General features: G+C 49.1%; 17 protein-coding genes, 2 tRNA genes and 2 pseudogenes. 12 read left to right on the forward strand and 9 right to left on the reverse strand.

From position 1 onward, the window contains the following. Positions 1 to 740: IS110 family transposase (locus ACMHXH_RS07120; protein WP_413737872.1), on the reverse strand; the 740-nt coding region annotated here is incomplete at its 3' end. 106 nt (positions 741 to 846) lie between these two features. Here ACMHXH_RS07120 and ACMHXH_RS07125 point away from each other — a divergent pair. The 8 genes and pseudogenes from ACMHXH_RS07125 to ACMHXH_RS07160 all read left to right on the forward strand — a co-directional run bounded on the left by ACMHXH_RS07125 (position 847) and on the right by ACMHXH_RS07160 (position 7037). Then, complete coding sequence (locus ACMHXH_RS07125) at positions 847 to 1458, forward strand: biosynthetic peptidoglycan transglycosylase (RefSeq protein ID WP_413737874.1); 612 nt, start codon at positions 847 to 849, stop codon at positions 1456 to 1458. Beyond that, positions 1445 to 2104: a hypothetical protein gene (locus ACMHXH_RS07130; protein ID WP_039036182.1), complete on the forward strand. Its 660-nt coding sequence runs from the start codon at positions 1445 to 1447 to the stop codon at positions 2102 to 2104. The genes ACMHXH_RS07125 and ACMHXH_RS07130 overlap by 14 nt, the downstream gene beginning before the upstream one ends. A 92-nt stretch (positions 2105 to 2196) precedes the next feature. Next, a pseudogene (locus tag ACMHXH_RS07135) lies at positions 2197 to 3246 on the forward strand (transposase). 244 nt (positions 3247 to 3490) lie between these two features. Then, positions 3491 to 4822 carry an MATE family Na+-driven efflux transporter gene (locus ACMHXH_RS07140; RefSeq protein ID WP_413737876.1) on the forward strand — a complete coding sequence of 444 codons (1332 nt, stop codon included), beginning with the start codon at positions 3491 to 3493 and terminating at the stop codon, positions 4820 to 4822. Between the two features lie 103 nt (positions 4823 to 4925). Then, positions 4926 to 5168, forward strand: a pseudogene (locus tag ACMHXH_RS07145) (transposase); the annotation flags it as partial. 123 nt (positions 5169 to 5291) lie between these two features. Further along, complete coding sequence (locus ACMHXH_RS07150; RefSeq protein WP_226685361.1) at positions 5292 to 5612, forward strand: hypothetical protein; 321 nt, start codon at positions 5292 to 5294, stop codon at positions 5610 to 5612. A 242-nt stretch (positions 5613 to 5854) separates the two neighbouring features. Continuing rightward, positions 5855 to 6283 carry a hypothetical protein gene (locus ACMHXH_RS07155; RefSeq protein WP_413737878.1) on the forward strand — a complete coding sequence of 143 codons (429 nt, stop codon included), beginning with the start codon at positions 5855 to 5857 and terminating at the stop codon, positions 6281 to 6283. Positions 6284 to 6533: 250 nt separating this feature from the next. Then, positions 6534 to 7037, forward strand: a complete 504-nt coding sequence (locus ACMHXH_RS07160) for an ankyrin repeat domain-containing protein (protein ID WP_413737880.1) — start codon at positions 6534 to 6536, stop codon at positions 7035 to 7037. A gap of 621 nt (positions 7038 to 7658) precedes the next feature. Here ACMHXH_RS07160 and ACMHXH_RS07165 read toward each other — a convergent pair. Both ACMHXH_RS07165 and ACMHXH_RS07170 read right to left on the reverse strand, forming a co-directional pair. Continuing rightward, a tRNA-Ser gene (locus ACMHXH_RS07165) sits at positions 7659 to 7749 on the reverse strand. A gap of 623 nt (positions 7750 to 8372) precedes the next feature. Continuing rightward, a tRNA-Ser gene (locus ACMHXH_RS07170) sits at positions 8373 to 8460 on the reverse strand. Positions 8461 to 8843: 383 nt separating this feature from the next. Between ACMHXH_RS07170 and ACMHXH_RS07175 the strand changes: the two genes are divergently transcribed. Continuing rightward, positions 8844 to 10793, forward strand: a complete 1950-nt coding sequence (locus ACMHXH_RS07175) for a TonB-dependent receptor plug domain-containing protein (RefSeq protein ID WP_413737882.1) — start codon at positions 8844 to 8846, stop codon at positions 10791 to 10793. 70 nt (positions 10794 to 10863) lie between these two features. On the opposite strand, the gene ACMHXH_RS07180 is transcribed toward ACMHXH_RS07175, so the two are convergent. The 6 genes from ACMHXH_RS07180 to ACMHXH_RS07205 all read right to left on the reverse strand — a co-directional run bounded on the left by ACMHXH_RS07180 (position 10864) and on the right by ACMHXH_RS07205 (position 16131). After that, positions 10864 to 12255 (reverse strand): ATP-binding protein, encoded by a 1392-nt coding sequence (locus ACMHXH_RS07180; RefSeq protein ID WP_335924577.1) that lies wholly within the window; start codon positions 12253 to 12255, stop codon positions 10864 to 10866. Then, a complete protein-coding gene (locus tag ACMHXH_RS07185) occupies positions 12252 to 12911 on the reverse strand; it encodes a response regulator (protein ID WP_039035905.1) in 660 nt (219 codons plus the stop codon). The genes ACMHXH_RS07180 and ACMHXH_RS07185 overlap by 4 nt, the downstream gene beginning before the upstream one ends. Before the next feature lie 164 nt (positions 12912 to 13075). Next, entirely contained in the window at positions 13076 to 14008 is a 933-nt protein-coding gene (locus ACMHXH_RS07190) for an FAD:protein FMN transferase (protein ID WP_335912897.1), read from the reverse strand. A 57-nt stretch (positions 14009 to 14065) separates the two neighbouring features. Next, the gene (locus ACMHXH_RS07195) at positions 14066 to 15415 is read right to left on the reverse strand and encodes a DUF3570 domain-containing protein (protein WP_413737884.1); all 1350 of its coding nucleotides are present in this window, start codon (positions 15413 to 15415) and stop codon (positions 14066 to 14068) included. After that, the gene (locus ACMHXH_RS07200) at positions 15406 to 15630 is read right to left on the reverse strand and encodes a DUF4266 domain-containing protein (RefSeq protein ID WP_039035907.1); all 225 of its coding nucleotides are present in this window, start codon (positions 15628 to 15630) and stop codon (positions 15406 to 15408) included. The genes ACMHXH_RS07195 and ACMHXH_RS07200 overlap by 10 nt, the downstream gene beginning before the upstream one ends. A gap of 3 nt (positions 15631 to 15633) precedes the next feature. Continuing rightward, complete coding sequence (locus ACMHXH_RS07205; protein WP_234501527.1) at positions 15634 to 16131, reverse strand: TlpA disulfide reductase family protein; 498 nt, start codon at positions 16129 to 16131, stop codon at positions 15634 to 15636. A gap of 322 nt (positions 16132 to 16453) precedes the next feature. On the opposite strand from ACMHXH_RS07205, the gene hyaA reads away from it, so the two are divergent. Genes hyaA through cybH form a run of 3 tightly spaced genes read left to right on the forward strand, consistent with a single transcriptional unit; the run spans position 16454 to position 19981 of the window. Then, positions 16454 to 17590 (forward strand): nickel-dependent hydrogenase small subunit, encoded by a 1137-nt coding sequence (gene hyaA / locus ACMHXH_RS07210; RefSeq protein WP_039035909.1) that lies wholly within the window; start codon positions 16454 to 16456, stop codon positions 17588 to 17590. A gap of 3 nt (positions 17591 to 17593) precedes the next feature. After that, the gene (gene hyaB / locus ACMHXH_RS07215; protein ID WP_039035910.1) at positions 17594 to 19297 is read left to right on the forward strand and encodes a nickel-dependent hydrogenase large subunit; all 1704 of its coding nucleotides are present in this window, start codon (positions 17594 to 17596) and stop codon (positions 19295 to 19297) included. Positions 19298 to 19309: 12 nt separating this feature from the next. Continuing rightward, positions 19310 to 19981 (forward strand): Ni/Fe-hydrogenase, b-type cytochrome subunit, encoded by a 672-nt coding sequence (gene cybH / locus ACMHXH_RS07220; protein ID WP_100143765.1) that lies wholly within the window; start codon positions 19310 to 19312, stop codon positions 19979 to 19981. Positions 19982 to 19986 lie beyond the last annotated feature (5 nt).

Here is a 19986-nt window from a genome sequence, read left to right on the forward strand (position 1 = left end):
TCACCCAGTTCCGCCAATAGGGTCATAGCGGATAAGAAACGTACTCCACGCAGTACCGTCAGACGTTGCACCAGTGGGTACCAACGCCAGCTTTCGGCCAGGCTTTGCAGTTCCAATTCCAGCCGTTGCAAGCGCTCATAGCGCTCGGTAACAATATGAATGTAATGCTGAAAGGTGATTTTAGTAGCACTTTGAGGAAAGCTGATATCAGCCAGGTGGCGTCGATAGGCCTCGGTCCAGTTTTGCCGACCAGTGCAGGGATGACCATGACGCAGCAGAAAGGATTTCAGCCGTTGCCGTGCCTGGCGCAAATCGAGCATGGCATCTTCCCGGCAGCGGATAAGGTCGCGGATAGCTTCATCCCGCTCATCCGGAACATAAATAGAGTGCAAATCGCCGCTACGCGCTAACCTGGCCAATGTCATGGCATCGCGTTTATCGGTTTTGACCCGGTCGCCCGGGGCTTTGGGGATGAGTGCCGGTGCTACCACCCAGCATTCAATGCCACGGCGCAACAGATGGCGATAGAGCCAGAAGCCGCAGGGACCGGCCTCATAGATAACACAGATTTTACTGGTTTTGGCTGTTTGATTTTTAATGAGTTTATCGAATGAACGCAGGTTGGTTGGGATTGTGCCATGGTAATGCACAATCTCAGCAGACTTATCAGAAACCCAGGCCACGTCAGTGGTCTCCTTGTGTACGTCCAACCCGATAAAAAGTGTGTTAGCTTTAGACATGTCGGCCTCCTGTGATTGTTTGCCTATTGGATCAACAAACAGTGTGGCTCTGGTTTAACTAATCCACGAGAAAACACGGAGGCCGACACCTGCACAGGGAATCATTATGTCTAGTATTCAAGAAAGTATTCATAATAAAATGAAGTTAAAAGATGAATGGAACCAACTCACTAAGAGTATAGAAAAGCTACGAATAGAAAGCGCAGATAAGGACTTGTCCGACAATTTATTAGATCTCCTTGTAGCTGGAGAGGATCATCGTTTCTGGTCGCATTTTGGTGTAGATCCTATTGGTTTGGTCAGAGCTACTTGGAAAACCATTTTTTGTAACAAAAGGGAAGGTGGTTCTACAATAGCCATGCAATTAGTACGAACAGTCACTGGACGTTATGAAATAAGCTCACAACGAAAACTGAAAGAAATTTATTTAGCCACTAAAATCACCTTAACTCTTGAAAGAAAAGAAATACTAAAACTCTATCTAAACGTTGCCTATTTCGGATGGAATATGCACGGTATTGATCAGGCATGTAAGCGTTTAGAATTGGATATGACCTCACTTACAAATTATGAGGCTGCTGGGATAGTTGCAAGACTTAAATATCCAGAGCCAAGATTTGGTAATAGTAAAAGTTTTAGGGCTGTACATCAACGAGCTAGCTACATAGTTAATCGATTCAACCAACTTAATTCTAAAGGGCAGTATGGAACCATTTAAAGTATCAAACCATTTAAGAGATATTGTATCAGCTTATCCAGAAGCAAAATTAATCTCAGAAGCTGCAAAGCATGGTGGAGAGTCCGCAAGGCAAGCCATCGCTAGGCAGTGGTTGTCTGAAGGTATTCCATTCGCCTTCAAAGATTGCCCCGGAATTTATGAATCAATTCGAGCATGGGTTGGCGCAAGATTAGATATTGACCCCAAAGAGCTGAATGTTACAGGTAGTGCTAGATTAGGTCAGTCATTATCTCCAAGAAAATTAGGCACCCCATTTAGTAGTGATTCAGACTTAGATATCTTTATTATTTCTAGCGAGCTGTTTGAGCAGTTGAAGAGCGATTTCAATCAATGGTCGTTTGATTTTGAAAGTGGAGCCATTAGCGCTTCAAATGATAGAGAGAGCCAATTTTGGAAAGATAATTTACATCGGGGTCCGAAGAATATAGCAAGGGGGTTCATAGACTCCAGTATCGTTCCAAATCGTGAACGATACAGCAACGTTTCAAATGTTGCTCAAACAATGTATCTCCTTAAAGAGAAACTTGATGTCACACCAGAAGCACCGAAGTTCAGTTACGCATCTGTGAGATGTTATAAGTCATGGGCATGCTACGTTCAGCAAATATCTTTAGGCTTTCAGTAATTGAATACCGAAAAATATGGACACCCAACGTTAATGGCGCGGTAGTTAGCCTTCGACTATGCTTTTTTTAAGCATTTAACAAGGAGGTTATTATGCCGCGCCCTCGCCGAACTCAAATCAGCCTTGAAGATACACCTTACTACCACTGTTGCAGCCGCGTGGTACGGCGTGCCTTTCTGTGTGGGGATGATGCCTATTCGGGTAAGAATTATGACCACCGCCGTGGTTGGGTGGAATCGTTACTGTTTGAACTGGAGGCCGTTTTTGCCATTGATGTGGCGGCATTCGCCATCATGAGTAATCATCTACATCTGGTGTTGCATATTGATATAGAGACAGCAAACCGATGGACAGACAGAGAAGTGCTTGAGCAATGGCATAAGCTGTTCAAAGGTGATGAGTTAACCCGCAAATTCACCCAAGGTGAGCTGATTGAAGCGTATGAAGTCCCCAGGCTGAAGCATACTATTGCAATTTATCGCAGCAGGTTATGTGACATCAGTTGGTTCATGCGTTGTCTTAATGAACCGATAGCGCGTCAAGCCAATCAGGAAGATAACTGTACCGGCCGATTCTATTCGCCGCCATCCCTGGCGCTCTCCCTGCGGGCCAGCTAAAGCTGTTCAAATTTATTCCGGATAAATTTGTGGGAGGGAAGATTTAAGTCACAAGCCTTACTTGATGAAGCCGCAGTGTTAACCTGCATGGCCTACGTTGACCTCAACCCCATCAGAGCCAAGATGGCCGATACGCCTGAGCAGTCAGAACATACCAGCATTCGGCTACGTATTCAGGCAGCCTTGAAATGCGAACAACCCGCCAAGCTACTGCCCTTTATCGGCAATGAATGCGATAACCAGCGCAGTGGTATTGCGTTTGGGCTCAAAGATTATCTTGAATTGGTGGATGATACCGGGCGCTGTATTCGCGATGATAAGCGAGGTTCGATAAGTGAAAAGAGTACCAAGCTACTGATGCGGTTGAATATTCCTCATGATAATTGGCTCAAGCTTACCACTGAATTTGGAAGACTATTTCGTGGGCCAGTAGGCACCTTGCAAGAGCTCAGCTGTTACTGCGAACACTTGGAGAAGCGACGACGGCATTTTGCAACCAGTTGCCAGTACTTTCAAACGGCCTGAACCCCACACTATTTATCTCAACCGCAGTCATTGAAACCCCCTGAACCATGGGTGGGGCTAGCACGGCTCAAATCTCGCATTTTTGCGTGAAATAGGTTCGATTTCATCAAGCCTCTGCATCTCACGGATATCTTTCGACCTTAGTGTGCTCAAATCCCCTAACGGTGCTTGAACATAGACAGAAAGAAGATTAGGTTATTGTTTTACAATGGGTGGCTTGATTTTTTAACGATAAGATTTAATTTTGAAACAAAACCAAAGAAGATCAATTGATTACCAACTTTGGCTGGTGTTGATCCTTACAAGCTTTATACCGTTAATCTACTCGACAACGCGAATCCACTTTTTGGGGAGTATACCAAGCCCTTGGGCATTCAGTATTGCAGCACAAGTAGCTTGGCTAAATGTTGGCTATGAGGTGCTAAGCGAAACTCTCTTGATACCGCTAGCGTTTATTCTCGGAAAAGTCATCAACGATGAAAAGGACTTTCGTCAGCGAGCAAGTATTTCATTACTTATTATCGTATTGAGTTATCTTGTTGTGACCGTTTTAGTATTGTGGCTAGCGCCACAATTCGTTGGGGCAATGCAGCAGAAAACTGAGTTGTTTGAGAGTACAGTTCAATACATTCGATTAGAGTCATTAGCTATTCTGCTTTCTAGCCTTTATGCATTCTTGTCGTTGGTCTTAGTGCTGAAAAACGAGAAAAAAGTACTGTATAAATTACTCATAGTGCAAATGGTTATGACAGTTATGTGCGATTGTCTGCTAGTCAGTAAACAATCATTCTCATTTCAAATCGGCGTAAATGGGATAGCTATTAGCAATATTATTGTTAATAGCTTTCTTGCTGTAGCAACTGTCACTTATTTATCGAAATCAGGCGTGAGCTTAAACATACGACAAGGTAAGGTACCTCAACAGCAATGGCTCAAAGAGTGGGGAAAAATTGGCTGTAAATCTGGTCTTGAGTCTTTTGTTCGTAATGCCGCATTTATTATCATGATCCTGCAACTGGTAAACCAAGTACAACAAGCAGGAATATTTTGGATTGCTAACCAGTTTATTTGGGGGTGGTTGCTACTTCCTGTCTTAGCTTTGGGTAAACTAGTAAAACAGGATGCGGCGATTAATAATCGTCTAACATCTAAACAGGTTAATCGCTACCTCTTGTTAACTACAGGAATCATTACTATTTGGATGCTTACTACGCCATTGTGGAATAGTTTTATTTCTAATGTAATGGGAGTAAGTGACCCTAAACCGATCACGGATCTGGTGTGGCTGATGGTGGGATTCTATATGGTGTTTAGCTTAAACAGTGTCATAGATAGCTACTTTTATGGGATTGGGCGTACCGATCTAATGCTCTATCAATCTTTGATCGTCAATTGTATTTTTTATGGCGGTGCATTTGTGTTTTATCAAGTAGGCATATTTGTGCCCACACTTCAAAGTATTGCAGTGATGTTTGGTTTAGGAATAACAGCAGATGCTATTGTTACTTGGGGTTTGTATCGTATCCTCAGAGGCAAGTTGAACTCAGCTAAACAGCCAGAACTTCAAGTTAATTAGGATATTAAAATTTTAGAAGGCAAAAAAATGGATACCCAAGGTTAATGGCGCGGTAGTTAGCCTTCGACTATGCTTTTTTTAAGCATTTAACAAGGAGGTTATTATGCCGCGCCCTCGCCGAACTCAAATCAGCCTTGAAGATACGCCTTACTATCATTGTTGTAGCCGCGTGGTGCGGCGTGCCTTCTTGTGTGGTGATGATGCCTACTCGGGCAAGAATTATGACCACCGCCGTGGTTGGGTGGAATCGTTATTGTTTGAACTGGAGTCCGTTTTTGCCATTGATGTAGCGGCATTCGCCATCATGAGTAATCATCTGCATCTGGTGTTGCATATTGATATAGACAGAAAGAAGATTAAGTTATTGTTTTACAGTGGATGGCTTGATTTTTGCTTTTTACATCAGTTTTCAATTAACAAGTCAACTAACTGAAGCGCTACTTGAGGCGTGATACCTCTCGGGGAAGTAATGGAAAGCATCACAGAAGAAATTATCGGAAAATACATAGATGTAGCTCAGCATAAGGAGTTGAGTGATTTTATACCTGACAAGAAGTTGGAGATAGTTGAAATAATCCCGCCAGAAGAGGTAACGGCTATCCGTGAAAGGTATAACCCTTATCTTGAAGGTATTGATGCAAACCCCATTGCGGTCACCCTAGGCGATGAAATGATTTTTATCGGTAGTGGTCCAAAAAATGAAGGCAACGTGTACTACGTAGATATAGAGTTTGGTGTTTTCAAGTTACACAACTCTATTTCTAAGTTTTTAAGTGCAATCAAATTCTAACAAGACAATATTACATTACTGCTGGACTTGGTAAGGCTTGGAAAATTCGTACAATTACAACAAGAGTTATGGGCATAGTAGTTTTTACTGTATTTTTAATTTAAATGGCTGAACATCGGCTTGCAAGACTACATGCGACATTTTTCATCCTTGATACTAATCTCGGGAAAGGTCAGTAGGCGCGAAGTCTAACAGTTCATATAAACCTATACAGCTTAATTAAGACATCAAAAGAAATGGGAATGGATATGGAATACAGCAGAGAAAACATTGAGCAACTGCTAGAAGGGAAATTGCGGCAAGCTTTAGCTGACTTTGGCGAAAAAGAGCTAAGGATCATTGATGTAGGCGTGTTTCCTTGGCACTCGGAGATCAGCGTATCCTTTCTCTTCAGCGAAGATTCGGCAGAGGATGATGATATTGCGGCATGGCCGCATTTTGATTACTCCAAGATATTTGCAGGTGATTGGGAGCAAGCCAGAGAATTAGCCAAGACAATGAATGACATGTGGGCTATCAATAATGATCCAATCCCATTCTTCTCGGATTTCGGTTCTGCATTAACATCTGACCGAATATCGAGCGTTATAAAACGGTTCAATCTGGCGCCGGACTTTAGGATACAAGTCCTGAACCCAGATAACCCTAATAGTAAGAATTTCTGCACCTAGTGGGTGCCGTAGCCTTCTGTCAAACTTGTACTCAAGAATTCAGATAATAAATGCGGCACTACAGGTATTGATAAAACAAGCCGTCATATGAACCTTGTTCGGCAGCATAGATTTACTGGCCAATGGTGAATATTTGCCCATGTTTTGTAGGTAAAACTCAACCAGCACGCGGCTATTGATAAATCTCATACTCCAGAAAACACTAGGCTTGATACACACTGGGAACCATTAAGTCAGGACGGATAAATAAGTGAACGAAGCTGTAATACTGAAATTAAGGGCTCTGATGACATGCATCAGGGAGAAGAGAACCGCTGATGCAATCGACTTTCTATCAATGAACACTGAGCTGATTCAGTTACAAACACCACTGGGCAGCTTGCTTCATATTGCTGCTGATAATGACGACTTGGAGTTGTGCCAGGCTTTGGTCAAGCTGGGAGCCGATATCGATAGCAGAGACAGTATCAGTGGCAGCAGTCCAATCCATAGGGCTGCTTCGAATGGCAACGAAGATATTGTGAACTACTTCATCGGCCTTGGCGCAAAACTCGATATTTCTGAGCCAGACCGCAATCCCCTTTTTACTGCAATACATTATGGTCACCTCCATATTGTGAAGCGGCTAGTGAAGGCGGGTATAGATACAAGGATCCGTTATACCGGCCAGACGATGAAAGACATGGGAGCCCTTGAATTTGCCCATGAATGGGGGCGCACTGACATTGCAGACTATATCCAGTCCATTAGCTAACTCCCTCCCCCACTATTTTATTGTCAATAAGCACTACATATTAGTAACTGTCATTTTTCCAGGCCTTATCAGTGCGTTAATTCAACAAGGCCACAAGCCAAGGAAATCATCAAAACTCAGATACGAAAAAGCCCGCCTGTTTGCACAAGCGGGCTTCTCTGAATATGGCAAAGGAGCAGAAGTTTGAACCCTGCATGACGGCGCTATAAACCCAGCAGTCCCTCGGAAATCCCCCAAACAACACCAAACGAATAACAATCATCAAAACTCAGATACGAAAAAGCCCGCCTGTTTGCACAAGCGGGCCTCTCTGAATATGGTAAAGGAGCAGAAGTTTGAACCCTGCATGACAGCGCTATAAACCCAGCAATCCCCGGAAATCCCCCAAACAACACCAAACGAATAACAATCATCAAAACTCAGATACGAAAAAGCCCGCCTGTTTGCACAAGCGGGCTTCTCTGAATATGGCAAAGGAGCAGAAGTTTGAACCCTGCATGACAGCGCTATAAACCCAGCAGTCCCTCGGAAATCCCCCAAACAACACCAAACGAATAACAATCATCAAAACTCAGACACGAAAAAAGCCCGCCTGTTTGCACAAGCGGGCCTCTCTGAATATGGCGGAGGAGCAGGGATTTGAACCCTGGATGGGCTATAAACCCATGCCGGTTTTCAAGACCGGTGCATTCAACCACTCTGCCACCCCTCCGGAACGAGGCGAATAATATATCTAACATAAAGGCGTGTAAACCTTTAATAAATCATTTCGTTCCAATTGCTTATTCGTTAGTCAAAGCGGCTTTTAGTTGAACATTCCAGCCTTGCAAGCCCTTGGAAATATACTGACGATATGGAGTTCCCAGTTTTGCCGCTCTGATGAAATTCAGTTCATGCCCCTACCTCCGAAGCCTCGTAATCCCTTTCTGTTTCGGCTGTATCTTGTGCTAATCCGAAACTTACCCAGTCATTACATCGACATCATTGGCATAGCTATGGCCTTAAGCGCTTGAACTATCAGATTCTCGAACTCGTTAATAGCTAGAGAACCTTTGAGTCTTACTTCTGGGGGGGGCTTGATCTTGAGGCTCTAATTTACCCTCAAGGAAGGGGCTGAGTTCGACGGGAATAACCTGCCTGACCTTGTGCAAATCTTGTACAAGTCTGTCGTGGCGTCTGGCCTAGATTCAATCATAGACACCGCCTATGTTTGTACCAGCCTTTATCCCCTCCAGGCGCCAAAAGCTGACAGTGCTGGCTGAACCACTCACAATCATTCGAAAGATTGTGCTTAGAAAAGCAAAAACCCGACCATAAGGTCGGGTTTTTTAAATCTGGCGGTGAAGGAGGGATTCGAACCCTCGATACGTTGCCGTATACACACTTTCCAGGCGTGCTCCTTCAGCCACTCGGACACCTCACCATAGTTGGACTCTTGAGTCTCAACGGGGCGCTACTATAGAGAAGTAGGCAGACCGGGTCAATCTTTTATCGCGCATTCTCATTCGTTCGCTTGGTTTTTAGCCGCAACAAGTTGCTTCAGTGTCATCGCCTTAAAGCCTCCTCATCAGCATAGGTCGAAGTCCACATCAGTATTACGAATATAATATTTTTCATACTCTTTATCTGGAATTTGATCTCCATCAACAAATCACTTGGTTGAGTTTCTATAATCGTCACCGTGTTAATAAGCGATGTAACTCGGCGCACTCATACAAATCACACCTTTTGAATGCGCGGCAACACAAAGTTAACCCGATTAACGGTTGCCTGAATTATCACACAGTCTTTTTAAGGACGATTGAGATGTGTAGAAGTTACTCTTTAAAACGGACACAGCCTTGGCTGCCCTTTTACGCTATTGCCGCTTATATACTGCTGGTGCCTACCGGCCAGGCCGACGAAGCGATGGAGATCATCGCCGTCAACGGCACCCGCTATCAGGATGATTCTGTGTTGGCTCTAAGCCATACCGGTCAGAGTCTGACGGTTATCAGCCGCGACATGATAGTGTCGGCTGGTGCGGTGGATATCAATGAAATCCTCAACCAGTTTGTGCCCGGACTATTTGCCAACGGCCGTAATGGCCGCCATACGGATACCGACTACTCGCTTCAGGGCAGTCGTCCTGTGGATATACTCTGGCTATTGGACGGCAATCGCCTCAATAACCGCCTCTATGGCTCCACCTATACCGACAGTATCAACCCCATGATGATAGAGCGCATTGAGGTGATCAAAGGCGCTCAAGGTTTGATCTACGGCTCGGATGCCATTGCCGGAGTAGTCAATATCATCACCCGCGACAATCATGGCGAGCAAGGCGGCGAAGTTAACTTAAGCGCCGACACTCTCACCAGTTATGATCTCGGTGCTTATGTCAGTGGCGGCAGCGATACCTTAAGCTACAGCCTCAGCGGCAGCTCCAGTCAATCTGACGGTTACGCATTCTGGGAAGATGACGAATACTCGCCGGTAGCCGCGGAAGATAAAGACCGGGGTTATCGCATGATGAACATAGGCGGTAAGCTCAATTGGCAACCCGCTGCCGAGCACAAAATCACCCTGTTCGGCCAATACAATAATGGCGTACTGGAAAGGCCTTTGGCCTACAGCGCCATCGTCTCGGAAAACGAGCGCAAACAGACTCTGGCCTGGCTCGGCTGGCAATATCAAGCAACGAATAAGCTGAGCCTGGAAACCCGGCTTCACTATCAAAACTGGGACTCCTATTACTCTGAAATCACCCTGGAGCCGGATGGCAGCATGACTATCCCTTACCGGGATGCCTATTGGGGCTTTACCGACAAAGGCGCCAAGGTCAGCGGTCGTTATCAGGCAGATTCGGGGGACAGCTGGCTCGGCGGCATCGAGTGGCAAAGCTATTATGGCGCCGATGAAGTGATGGAGCTGCAAGCGCCCACCGACGATACCAAAGCCGCCTTTTTGCAATACAAGCCGAATTTTTCCGCTCTGCCAGGCACAGTGCTGGCGTTGGGGCTCAGGTATAACCGCCTGGCCAACAATGAAGACAAATGGGTGGCGTCACTGGGACTTGAACAGGAGCTTGGGCAAAACTGGCAACTGAAAGCCGCCGTGGGCAATGGTTTTCGGCAACCCACTTCATCTGAGCTATGGGCCAAGGTCGGCACCCTGGGCAACCCTGATCTTGAGAGTGAAGAGAGTATCAACACCAATTTGACACTGGTTTATCAAGGCGACTTTACTTTCAGTGTCGAGGCCTACTGGCGTGAAACCGACAACCTGGTGGACAAACGGGAAATTGCTACCAATGTTTGGCAGTACGCCAACCTGGATGGCAAGGTTCGGGCTCAGGGGCTGGATATTCAATACATCATGAACCCCGCCCAGGACTGGCAACTTGAGTTATCCGGCAGTTATAACCGTGCCCGCGAGCGCGGCAAAGATCAGCAGATAGAGCGGATCCCGCAATACATGGGCTTTGCCCGCCTCAGTTGGGATGCCACTGATTCACTGAATGTTTATCTTCAGGGACGTTATGTGGGTGAATTTACCGATTATGGGCTCAAGGCCGGCGACTATCTGCTGACAGGCATAGGCGCCGACTGGTGGTTGACCGCCAGCCAAAACCAGCAGTTAACGCTGCGGATAGATAATCTGTTTGATGAGGACAACACCAGCGCTATTTTCAAACATGGCCACAAGGCCGAGTACCCTATTGCCACTCTGGGCGCTCCGCGAACGGCGCAAGTAATCTATCGTTATCTGTTCTGAGAGTTGCCTTATTTAAAAGCCGCAACCCCATTGGAAGCTGCGGCTTTTTACTTGTCTTTGCCCGACTAACTCAAACCGGCAAGATGATCCTTACATCCAAGCCACGTTCAATGCCCGGTTGAATACTCAACTTACCTTTATGCAGCTCGACGATTTGAGCACTGATAGACAAGCCCAGACCTGCACCGGATACCGACTCATCGGCGAACCGGAAAAAGCGCTCAGTCAACTGCTGACACTGCTCCAATGGCAGCCCAGGCCCTGAATCCAATACCTGAATAACCACTTGTTTGCTGTCTTGGCGACCCTCTTGCCAGCAACTGACTTTGATCGGCTGATCTTTGCCCGAATACTTGCAGGCATTTTCCAGCAGGTTTTTCAGCACCAGTTTCATATAGAAGGGATCGACCCTGACACACACCTCTTCCGGCAATTCCAGCTGCCAACTGTAATCGGCAATCAGCGGCAGCAATTGATCCAGCACCTCCTGCACCATTACCGCCACCGGCGTTTGCGCCACTTCCAGCTCGGACAGGGATTCCACCCGAGACAGTAACAACAGCTGCTCTACCATATGGGTCATCTGACCAATACCTGTGTCTATGGCATTGAGGTGCAGCTGCTGCTCGGCCTCTGTCTTGGCCTGTTGCCAGCCCTGACGGTGCAGTTTAATAACCGCCAGCGGGGTCTTTAGCTCATGCGCCGCATCGGCACTGAAACGCCGCTCTCGCGCTAAATTATCACTAATGCGGGTAATATAGGTATTGAGCGCATCTTGCACCGGCACTAACTCTTTGGGTAGTTGCAACGCCAGCGGCCGCATATCCGCAGGGCTTCGGTGCTTAAGCCTGACGGCCAAACTGTCCAGAGGTTGCAACAACCAATAAGAGAGAAACACCATCAGCAACGCCACTGCCGGCACCACCAAGGCCGGACCAATAAAACTGTTGCCCATGATCTGCTCCACCAGCTCGCCACGCACATCGTCCCTTTGGCCGGTAATGATCCACACGCCCAGATCGTCAGAGAAATAACTGAACAGATGCCACAACTCGCCCTGATAATAGTGTCTGTGATAACCGCGCTCGAACGGCGCCATGGGCTGAGTGTCGCTGTTATCAGAACGCGCCATCAACTGTTTGGCCGGGGTCCACATCTGATAGGCAAGCTTTAACTCATAACTCAGCTCAGTGGCATCAGCCTGCTCGGTAAAAGTGTTGGCCTTGCCCGGGTTGACGCTCAAAATCAGCGGTTTTTCAAGCATATCCAGCCGATGCTCTTGCCCCTGAGCGCCATAAAACATCTCCAGCATCTTGGCACTTTGCAGCATCTGAGCATCGAACAGCTCTTCTATCTGACGGCGAGAATCCTGGGTGTTGAGGTAACTGCTGACACCAACCGACAAACAGATGCCAAGCAGCATCAATGCCATCATCACCACCCGCAAAGATATCCGGCTCATTCTACTGCCACCAAGGTATAGCCTATGCCACGTACTGTCTTGATAAGCTCATTGGCGGTTTTTTTACGTAAATGGTGAATATGCACCTCGATGGAGTTACTACCGACCTCATCCCAGCCATAGGTCAGCTGCTCAAGCTGATTACGGCTGAGCACCCGGCCACTGGACTGAGCCAGTTCAAGCAGCAATTGATATTCGCGCCGCGACACCTGAATATGATGACCGCGAAACAGCACCTGGTGGGCATCCATATCAATAACCAGAGCCCCCACTTCCAAACGGTTTTGATTAAGACCGTGTTGTCGCCTGACGATCGCCTTAATTCTGGCCACCAGCTCGCGTACATCGAAGGGTTTGGCCAGGTAATCATCGGCGCCGAGATCTAGGCAGGCAAGCTTGGTATCAAAGTCGGTGTTAGCGGTCAGCACTATAGTCGGGGTATCTATGCCGCGGCGGCGCCATTGGGTCAATAATTGACGGCCGTTACCGTCAGGCAAGCCCAGATCCAGCACTATAGCGCTAAAGGTTTCATTCACCACTGCCGCCTCTGCTTGTTTGATACTGGTGACGTGATCTACTTGCATATCCAACTTGGCAAGACTAAGCAAGATCCCCTGAGCCAACAACTCATTGTCTTCTATCAGCAATATTCTCATGGGTATAACATCCGGTTTAGGTTGCCCCTATTTCGCAGCAGCGCCGCGCCTGTGTCAAGCTGAAGGCAAGAATCAAGCGGCCCGAAAAAACTCAAATGGCAGCATAATTACAAATAGTCAAAGAGAAGACTGCTGATTTCGGCAATCGCAACTCATTGAAGAGGTTATCTGATGACGCGATACTCCAGTTGCTGCACCTTGAGAAAGTCTTCTGCCGCCGCGCCTTTTAACATGGCAAGGGTCGCCAACATGCCGGCTGTGATGCAGCTCGCGGCCTTAACCGTCACGCTATGGGGCGCGTCCTGTACAGGATAACCGCTGCGAGGATCCAGAATATGACCATAACGATGCCCCTGATGTTCGATAAAGCGGCGACTGTCGCCACTGGTGGCCAATGCGCCCACATCGAGCGACATCAGCTCCGCGGCTCGGTCAAGATTGACGGGATCTTCAATCCCCACCTGCCAACATCTGTTACCACTGACGGCGATATCACCACCGAGATTGACCAGCACCTCGGTGGTTGCGGCCCGGGTCATACACAGCCCGGCAACCCTATCGGCGGCATATTCTTTTACCAGGCCGCCGAAGTCCAACTGCATTGCCTCTGGCAGCATGATCCAGGGCGGCTCAGCTATTTCTCGGGGGCTTTTATCTTCAGCACTGTCATCAAAATGGGAACTGAACTTGAGGTGTTGAAAGCCAACCCGGGACAAGGCTTTTTTGATATCAGTCGAACCCGGCAGTGAAGTTTCTGAACCCTTTCCCTTTTCAAAACACCAGAGCGCGAGCAGAGGGCCGGCGGTGATATCAAATAAGCCCTCACTCAGTTGCCAGCAGCGTTTGGCAAACTGCAGCAACGCCGCCGCCTCGCTGTCCAGTATAACAGGCGCTCCGGCTGAATGATTGAGCTGCCATAGCCAGTTGCCCGCTAAAAAGCGGCTGTATTTCTGCTCAAGCCTTTGGCATTCCTTAATGGCAGCTTGAGTGAGGCTAAGCGCCAAACGCTCGTCATCGCTTGCAATCAGTAACTCACAGGGGCTAGCCATCGAGCGAAAACGGCCACGAAAACCAAAGTCGGTACGGCTAAGGTTCATCTCTGGCGCTGAGGTGTGGCTCTTGATCAAAGGCAGCTTTCCTCTACTGTCTATTAACTAAAAACGGTAGCTGAGCTGGGCAATCACCGCCCTGAGTCTTGGAAACAGCTGCATATTGCCAAGCTCACCGGGCAGTAAGGTGCCGTTGTTTTCACCCTGCTGCTGATAATATTCCAGGCGGTAGCTGAGCTCGCGACCCTCGCTGAGCTTATGTCCGAGCTTAACTCCGACCGTATAGGCTTGCAGCTCACCAAGGCGGTGGTCTGCGCTGGCGAATTCAGCTGAATAGCCGGGCATTGAGCCCTCATTCTGGAGCAACAAGGGCCGATAAAAGGATGCCGCACTCTGGCGGTAATAACGCAGGTGCAACTGACCATAGAAGCCATCAGAGAAATAGTGCCTGAAGTGGCTCTCCAGCGTATGAGAATCCAGCTGCCAATCATCGAAAGTGTAGCGCCAGGAAAGATCCAGCACGCCCCTATCAAGCGCCCCCTTGAGCAGCAAAAACAGGCTTTGCTTTTGCCGTGAGTCTGGCCTGGATTCATAAAGGTAACTCTGGGTGACACCCAGATTGTCCACCAGGCTCAGCACCTTGTAGGGGTCTGTCTGGTACCCCTTAACCAGGGAAAACCCATAGTTGCCCTGCAACAGCCAGCGACGGTTGAGCACCTGGGTAAAACCCAGCAGCAGATCCAGGGTTTGCTTATGATCCGAGCCGCCTTCTCTACTTGCCTCAAAGGCTTGCCTAAAAGCGGTTTCCGAGTCGAATTCCACTCTTCTTGCCATGGTTGCAAGCGGCAAAGGTCGGCCGCCGACCGGATCTATGGTATCCAGGCCGTAAGCCAACGCCAGGGACGCGGTACTGTTGTTCTTGTTGAAGCTATGCTCCAGCGCGCCATTGACCCCGAGCGAAGTGTAATCATATTCCCGTGAGCCATAAAAGCCGCCTGCCAGCTGCCAGTTATTTTCAAAGAACTTATACCAATCGGCACTCAGTTGCAGTCGCTTATCATCAAAGCTGTCATCCAACACCTGCTCACCGGCGGCTATCTGATATTCGCCGTTGCCCGAAGGCCGGGTCAGGGTTTGGCTCTGTTGCTGCACCACGGCGCCCGTGGCCGATGCGCCGCTCAGGCTGTCGAACACCAGTTTGATATCCAGGCCACTGCTGTCATCAAATTCGCCTTTAGCCAGCAGAACTCCCTCAAGAGTTGTCACCCTGTCCTGCTCGCCATAAAACATCAATGCGGCTTCCAACTGCCAATCGGTAGCCTTGTCGGCACTGTTATCCGGATAGCTGAAGTTATCATCTCCGACATACGTCGCACCACTGGCAAGCAGTGAGCTGCTGGCCAGTGTCAGCGCTGCGGCAATATTGGTTTCGCCCTTTTGCCGCTTCAATTGCATCCGCAGCCTCCTCCGGCGAATGCGCGGCCACCACTGGCTCCCTCTTTGCTGAAGTAGATATGATCGTCCAGTGCCAAGTCCAGCCTTTCGTGCGCCAGCGACATATCCTCCCTCGCCAACTGATCCCGCTCCCAAGGTTCAACCCCGAGTTGAGCACAAGCTGTCAACCCAAGAGTGATAATAAGCGATAAGCCCAATAAACGAATCCTACGCATCTGTTACTCCTTTAACGCACGCTTGAGTTCAGCCTCATACTGGCTTTGTCGCTCGGTGAAAAAACCAACATGGCTACCGAGCAGTTTTCCATTCCGGTCAAATAGAAAACTTGAGGGCATCCCCTGCAAGTCCAGCCTGCGTGCCAGCCGCCCTTCTGGGTCATAAAGCACATCAAAGTCGGCATCCAGTTGCTGGAGAAACTCTCTACCTAATTGGGAGTCAGTGTCCAGATTCACCGCGATTATGGCGAGATCCGTCTCTCGGTATTTGTGATACATCTGCTGCATCCAGGGGAACGATTTGCGACATGGCGCACACCACGAGGCCCAAAAGTCCAGATAAATCACCTTCCCCTTATAGTCATTGAGGCTGACTTGAGTACCATCATCACGGCTTAACGCCAGTGCCAATGGGGACTGTAACGGTTTAGCATGCCCTTGACCACAAAAGACCAACAAAAGTATCACAAGTGGCAGTGACAGCAATTTTTTGACGCTCATAGGTCGGATCCTCTCGATTCACTGGCAGCCCACAATTTCCAGTTTTTGAAAAAATAGCTATAAAACGGATAGATAAGGATTTTAAGTTTGGCAAATAACAAATCTCAAATGCCTCAAAAGGGATAGTTGGACAATTTGTCCAATCCCTTGTCGTACCATTTTGATCCCGATCATGTAATTAAAAAGTAAACTTATCAAAAATCACACCCCGGCAGAAATCTTGACGCATATCAACTTTAATCATTCTGTTGCGACCTACACTCATAGGCGTGATTTGTGTGAGTTAAAAGCTATTACATTCTTATAAATAAAAGGTTCAACCATGGACACACATGCAGCCCTTTACGAGCAAGGACGGCAACGGCTGGAGAAGTTGCGCCAGCTGCCTGCCCGTCAGGACAAATCTTTACAGGAACGTATGCTGGAACTCGGCCTGACCCGCCGTGATTTCATGAAGTGGAGTGCTTCGGTTACCGCCATGATGGCGCTGCCATTGCCCTTCTCCAATCTGGTGGCCGAAGCCGCTGAACTGGCCGATCGGGTGCCTCTGATCTGGTTACACCTGGCGGAGTGCACTGGTTGCTCCGAATCCTTGGTGCGCGCCGATACCCCGAATCTGGATTCGTTGATCTTCGATCATATCTCACTGGAATACCACGAGACCCTGATGGCTGCCGCCGGCTGGCAAGCAGAAGAGAATCTGGAACACGCCCTTGAAGCCTACAAAGGCAACTACCTGCTGGCGGTTGAAGGGGCCGTGCCAACGGCCAACAACGGCGCCTTCTTAACGGTCGGTTGTAAAGGCCACACCGGGCTCGAAATTGTCAAGCATGCCGCCGAAGGCGCTGCTGCGATAATTTCCGTGGGTACTTGCGCCGCCTTCGGTGGGGTTCAGGCCGCCGCGCCCAACCCAACCGGTGCCAAGGGTGTCCATGAAGTGGTCAACAAAACGGTCATTAACCTGGGTGGCTGCCCACCGAGTGAAAAGAATATTGTCGGCACCCTGATGTACTTCATCATGTTCGGCAAGCTCCCTGCCCTGGACATGTTCAATCGGCCCAAGTGGGCCTATGGTGCCAGGGTGCACGACAATTGCGAACGCCGCGGCCGTTTCGACGCCGGTGAATTTGTCGAGGAATTCGGTGATACCGGCGCCAAAGAAGGTTACTGTCTCTACAAGGTAGGCTGTAAGGGTCCTTACACCTACAACAACTGCCCGACCGAGCGTTTCAATCACCATACCAGTTGGCCTGTGCTGGCCGGTCATGGCTGCATGGGCTGCTCTGAGCCCAATTTCTGGGATGATATGGCTGACTTTGAAAAACCTCTTGGCAGACAACTGCTGCATGGCCTGGATGCCACCGCCGATACCATAGGCGCTGTCATTCTCGGTGCCACTGTGGTGGGTATCGGCGCCCATGCGGTTGCCAGTCTGTTTGCCGGTTCGAAGGAGGATTAATCAATGAACCAACGTGTAGTCATAGATCCCATTACCCGTATCGAAGGCCATCTGCGTGTTGAGGTGGAAGTCGATGAAAACAACGTGGTACAAAAAGCCTGGTCCTCCTCCACCCTGTGGCGCGGGATTGAGGTGATCCTCAAGGGCCGTACGCCTATGGATGTGGGCCTTATCGTGCAGCGGATCTGCGGGGTGTGTACCTATTCCCACTATCGCTGCGGCACCGAAGCGGTGGAAAATGCCCTCGGGATGAAAATTCCGCTCAACGCCCGCTATCTGCGCTCCTTGATGCATACTTCGCTGATCATGCACGACCATATAGTGCATTTCTATCATCTGCATGGTTTGGACTGGGTCGATGTGGTTTCAGCCCTCAGTGCCGATCCCGCCAAGGCGGCCCAGGTGGCACTCAAATACACTGACAAGCCGATTGCTGCCGGTGAAGGCGAGCTCAAAGCCGTTCAGGAGAGAGTCAAGGGCTTTGTTGAAACCGGTAAGCTTGGACCTTTCGCCAATGCCTATTGGGGTAACGGCACCTATAAATTCACCCCAGAGCAGAACCTGATCGCCCTGTCGCACTACCTTAAGGCATTGGAAGTACAACGAGTCGCGGCAGAGATGATGGCGATTTTCGGCGGCAAGCAGCCTCACCCTCAGTCTCTGGTGGTCGGCGGTGTCACCTCGGTGCGTGACATGTTGAGCCCGGCTAGATTGCAGGAATGGAAACAAAAACATGCCATTGTGGCCGACTTTATTGAACGTGGTTACAAGGCCGATATCGTAATGGCGGCCGAAGCCTTCGGCGGCGAAGCCTCGGTACTGGGCGGCGTTAACATCAAGAGCTTTATGGCCACCAACGACTTTGTCACTGCTGATGGTGAATATCTGTTTGAGCAAGGGGTTATCCTCAAGGGCGACCTGGCCGGTGTCAGCGATATCAACCCGGATCTGATTGCCGAAGACGTCACCCACGCCTGGTATAAGGCCGATAAGCCGCAACACCCTTACGATGGCACCACAATTCCGGATTACACCGGCTTTGTTGAGCGCGATACGGTTTACGGCAAACTGCCAACCCTGGATGGCGACAACAAATACAGTTGGGTGAAATCGCCTCGCTACCAGGGTGAACCTGTGGAAGTGGGCCCACTTGCCTGTATGCTGGTGAACTATGCCAGAGGCAATCAAGTGGTGGTCGATGCCGTCAATGGTTTGCTGCAACGTACCGGCTTGCCGATTGAGGCCCTGTTCACCACCCTTGGCCGCACCGCAGCGCGCATGTTGCAAACCTCGATTGTGGCCAAAGAGGGATTGCGCACCTTCGATGCCCTGCTGACCAATATCCAGAGTGACGACAGCACTTATATCAAGCCTGAACTTGACAGTAACAAGGAATATGTCGGCCACGCCATGCTCGAAGCACCTCGCGGTATGCTCAGTCACTGGATCCGCATCAAAGGGGGACTGGTGGAAAACTATCAGGCCGTGGTGCCCACCACCTGGAACGCAGGCCCCGTGGACGCCAACGGACAGATGGGACCTTATGAGGCATCACTGATAGGCTTAAAGCTCGAAGACCCCACCAAGCCACTGGAAGTGATCCGCATTATTCACTCTTTCGATCCCTGTATGGCCTGCGCCGTACACGTGATGGATTACAAGGGGCAGTCTTTGGGCGAATTCCGTATCGATCCCAATGCCCGCTAAGGAGGAAGCGTCATGGCTACATCGAGTGTTTCCTATAAACAGGAGATAGTATTCAGCGCCGCGATCCGGATATTTCACTGGCTCAGAGCGCTGGCCATTTTGGTACTGGTAGTGACAGGCTTTTATATCGCCTGGCCATTTCTGGTGGCGCCCGAGTCCAGTGATGTGTTGGTGCAAGGCTGGATCCGCTTTGCCCACCTGATCTTCGGCTTTATCCTCTGTGCCATTACCCTGGCCCGAGCTTATCTGTTCTTCTTCAGTAAGAGCGATATTGAGCGGCGCTCGTTTCGGGATGTGATGAGCTTGAAGAGTTGGATAGTTCAGCTCAAGTCCTATCTGTGGATGGGTAAGCTGAACAAGGCCGGTGTCTATGGCCCACTGCAGTTTATGACCTATCTGGCAGTGTCTGTAATGGCTGCGGTGATCTGTATTACCGGCCTGGTACTCTATGCCAACGTCTACCATCAAGGTATGGGCGGCTGGCTGTGGGATATCTCCGGCTGGATCACGGCGCAGATGGGTGGCCTGGCTATGGTCAGGATCTGGCACCACTATCTGACCTGGGCCTTTGTCATCTTCGTGGTTATCCACGTTTATATGGCGGTCTGGACAGGTATCCGCTTCAAACATAACTCAGTGGACTCTATTGTCTCGGGTTATGACTATCACCCGGACAAGCACTAGAGGTC

Origin of the sequence: Shewanella sp. BJSY2023SW001 (assembly GCF_047314685.1) — a bacterium.
Taxonomy (GTDB): Bacteria; Pseudomonadota; Gammaproteobacteria; order Enterobacterales; family Shewanellaceae; genus Shewanella; species Shewanella indica.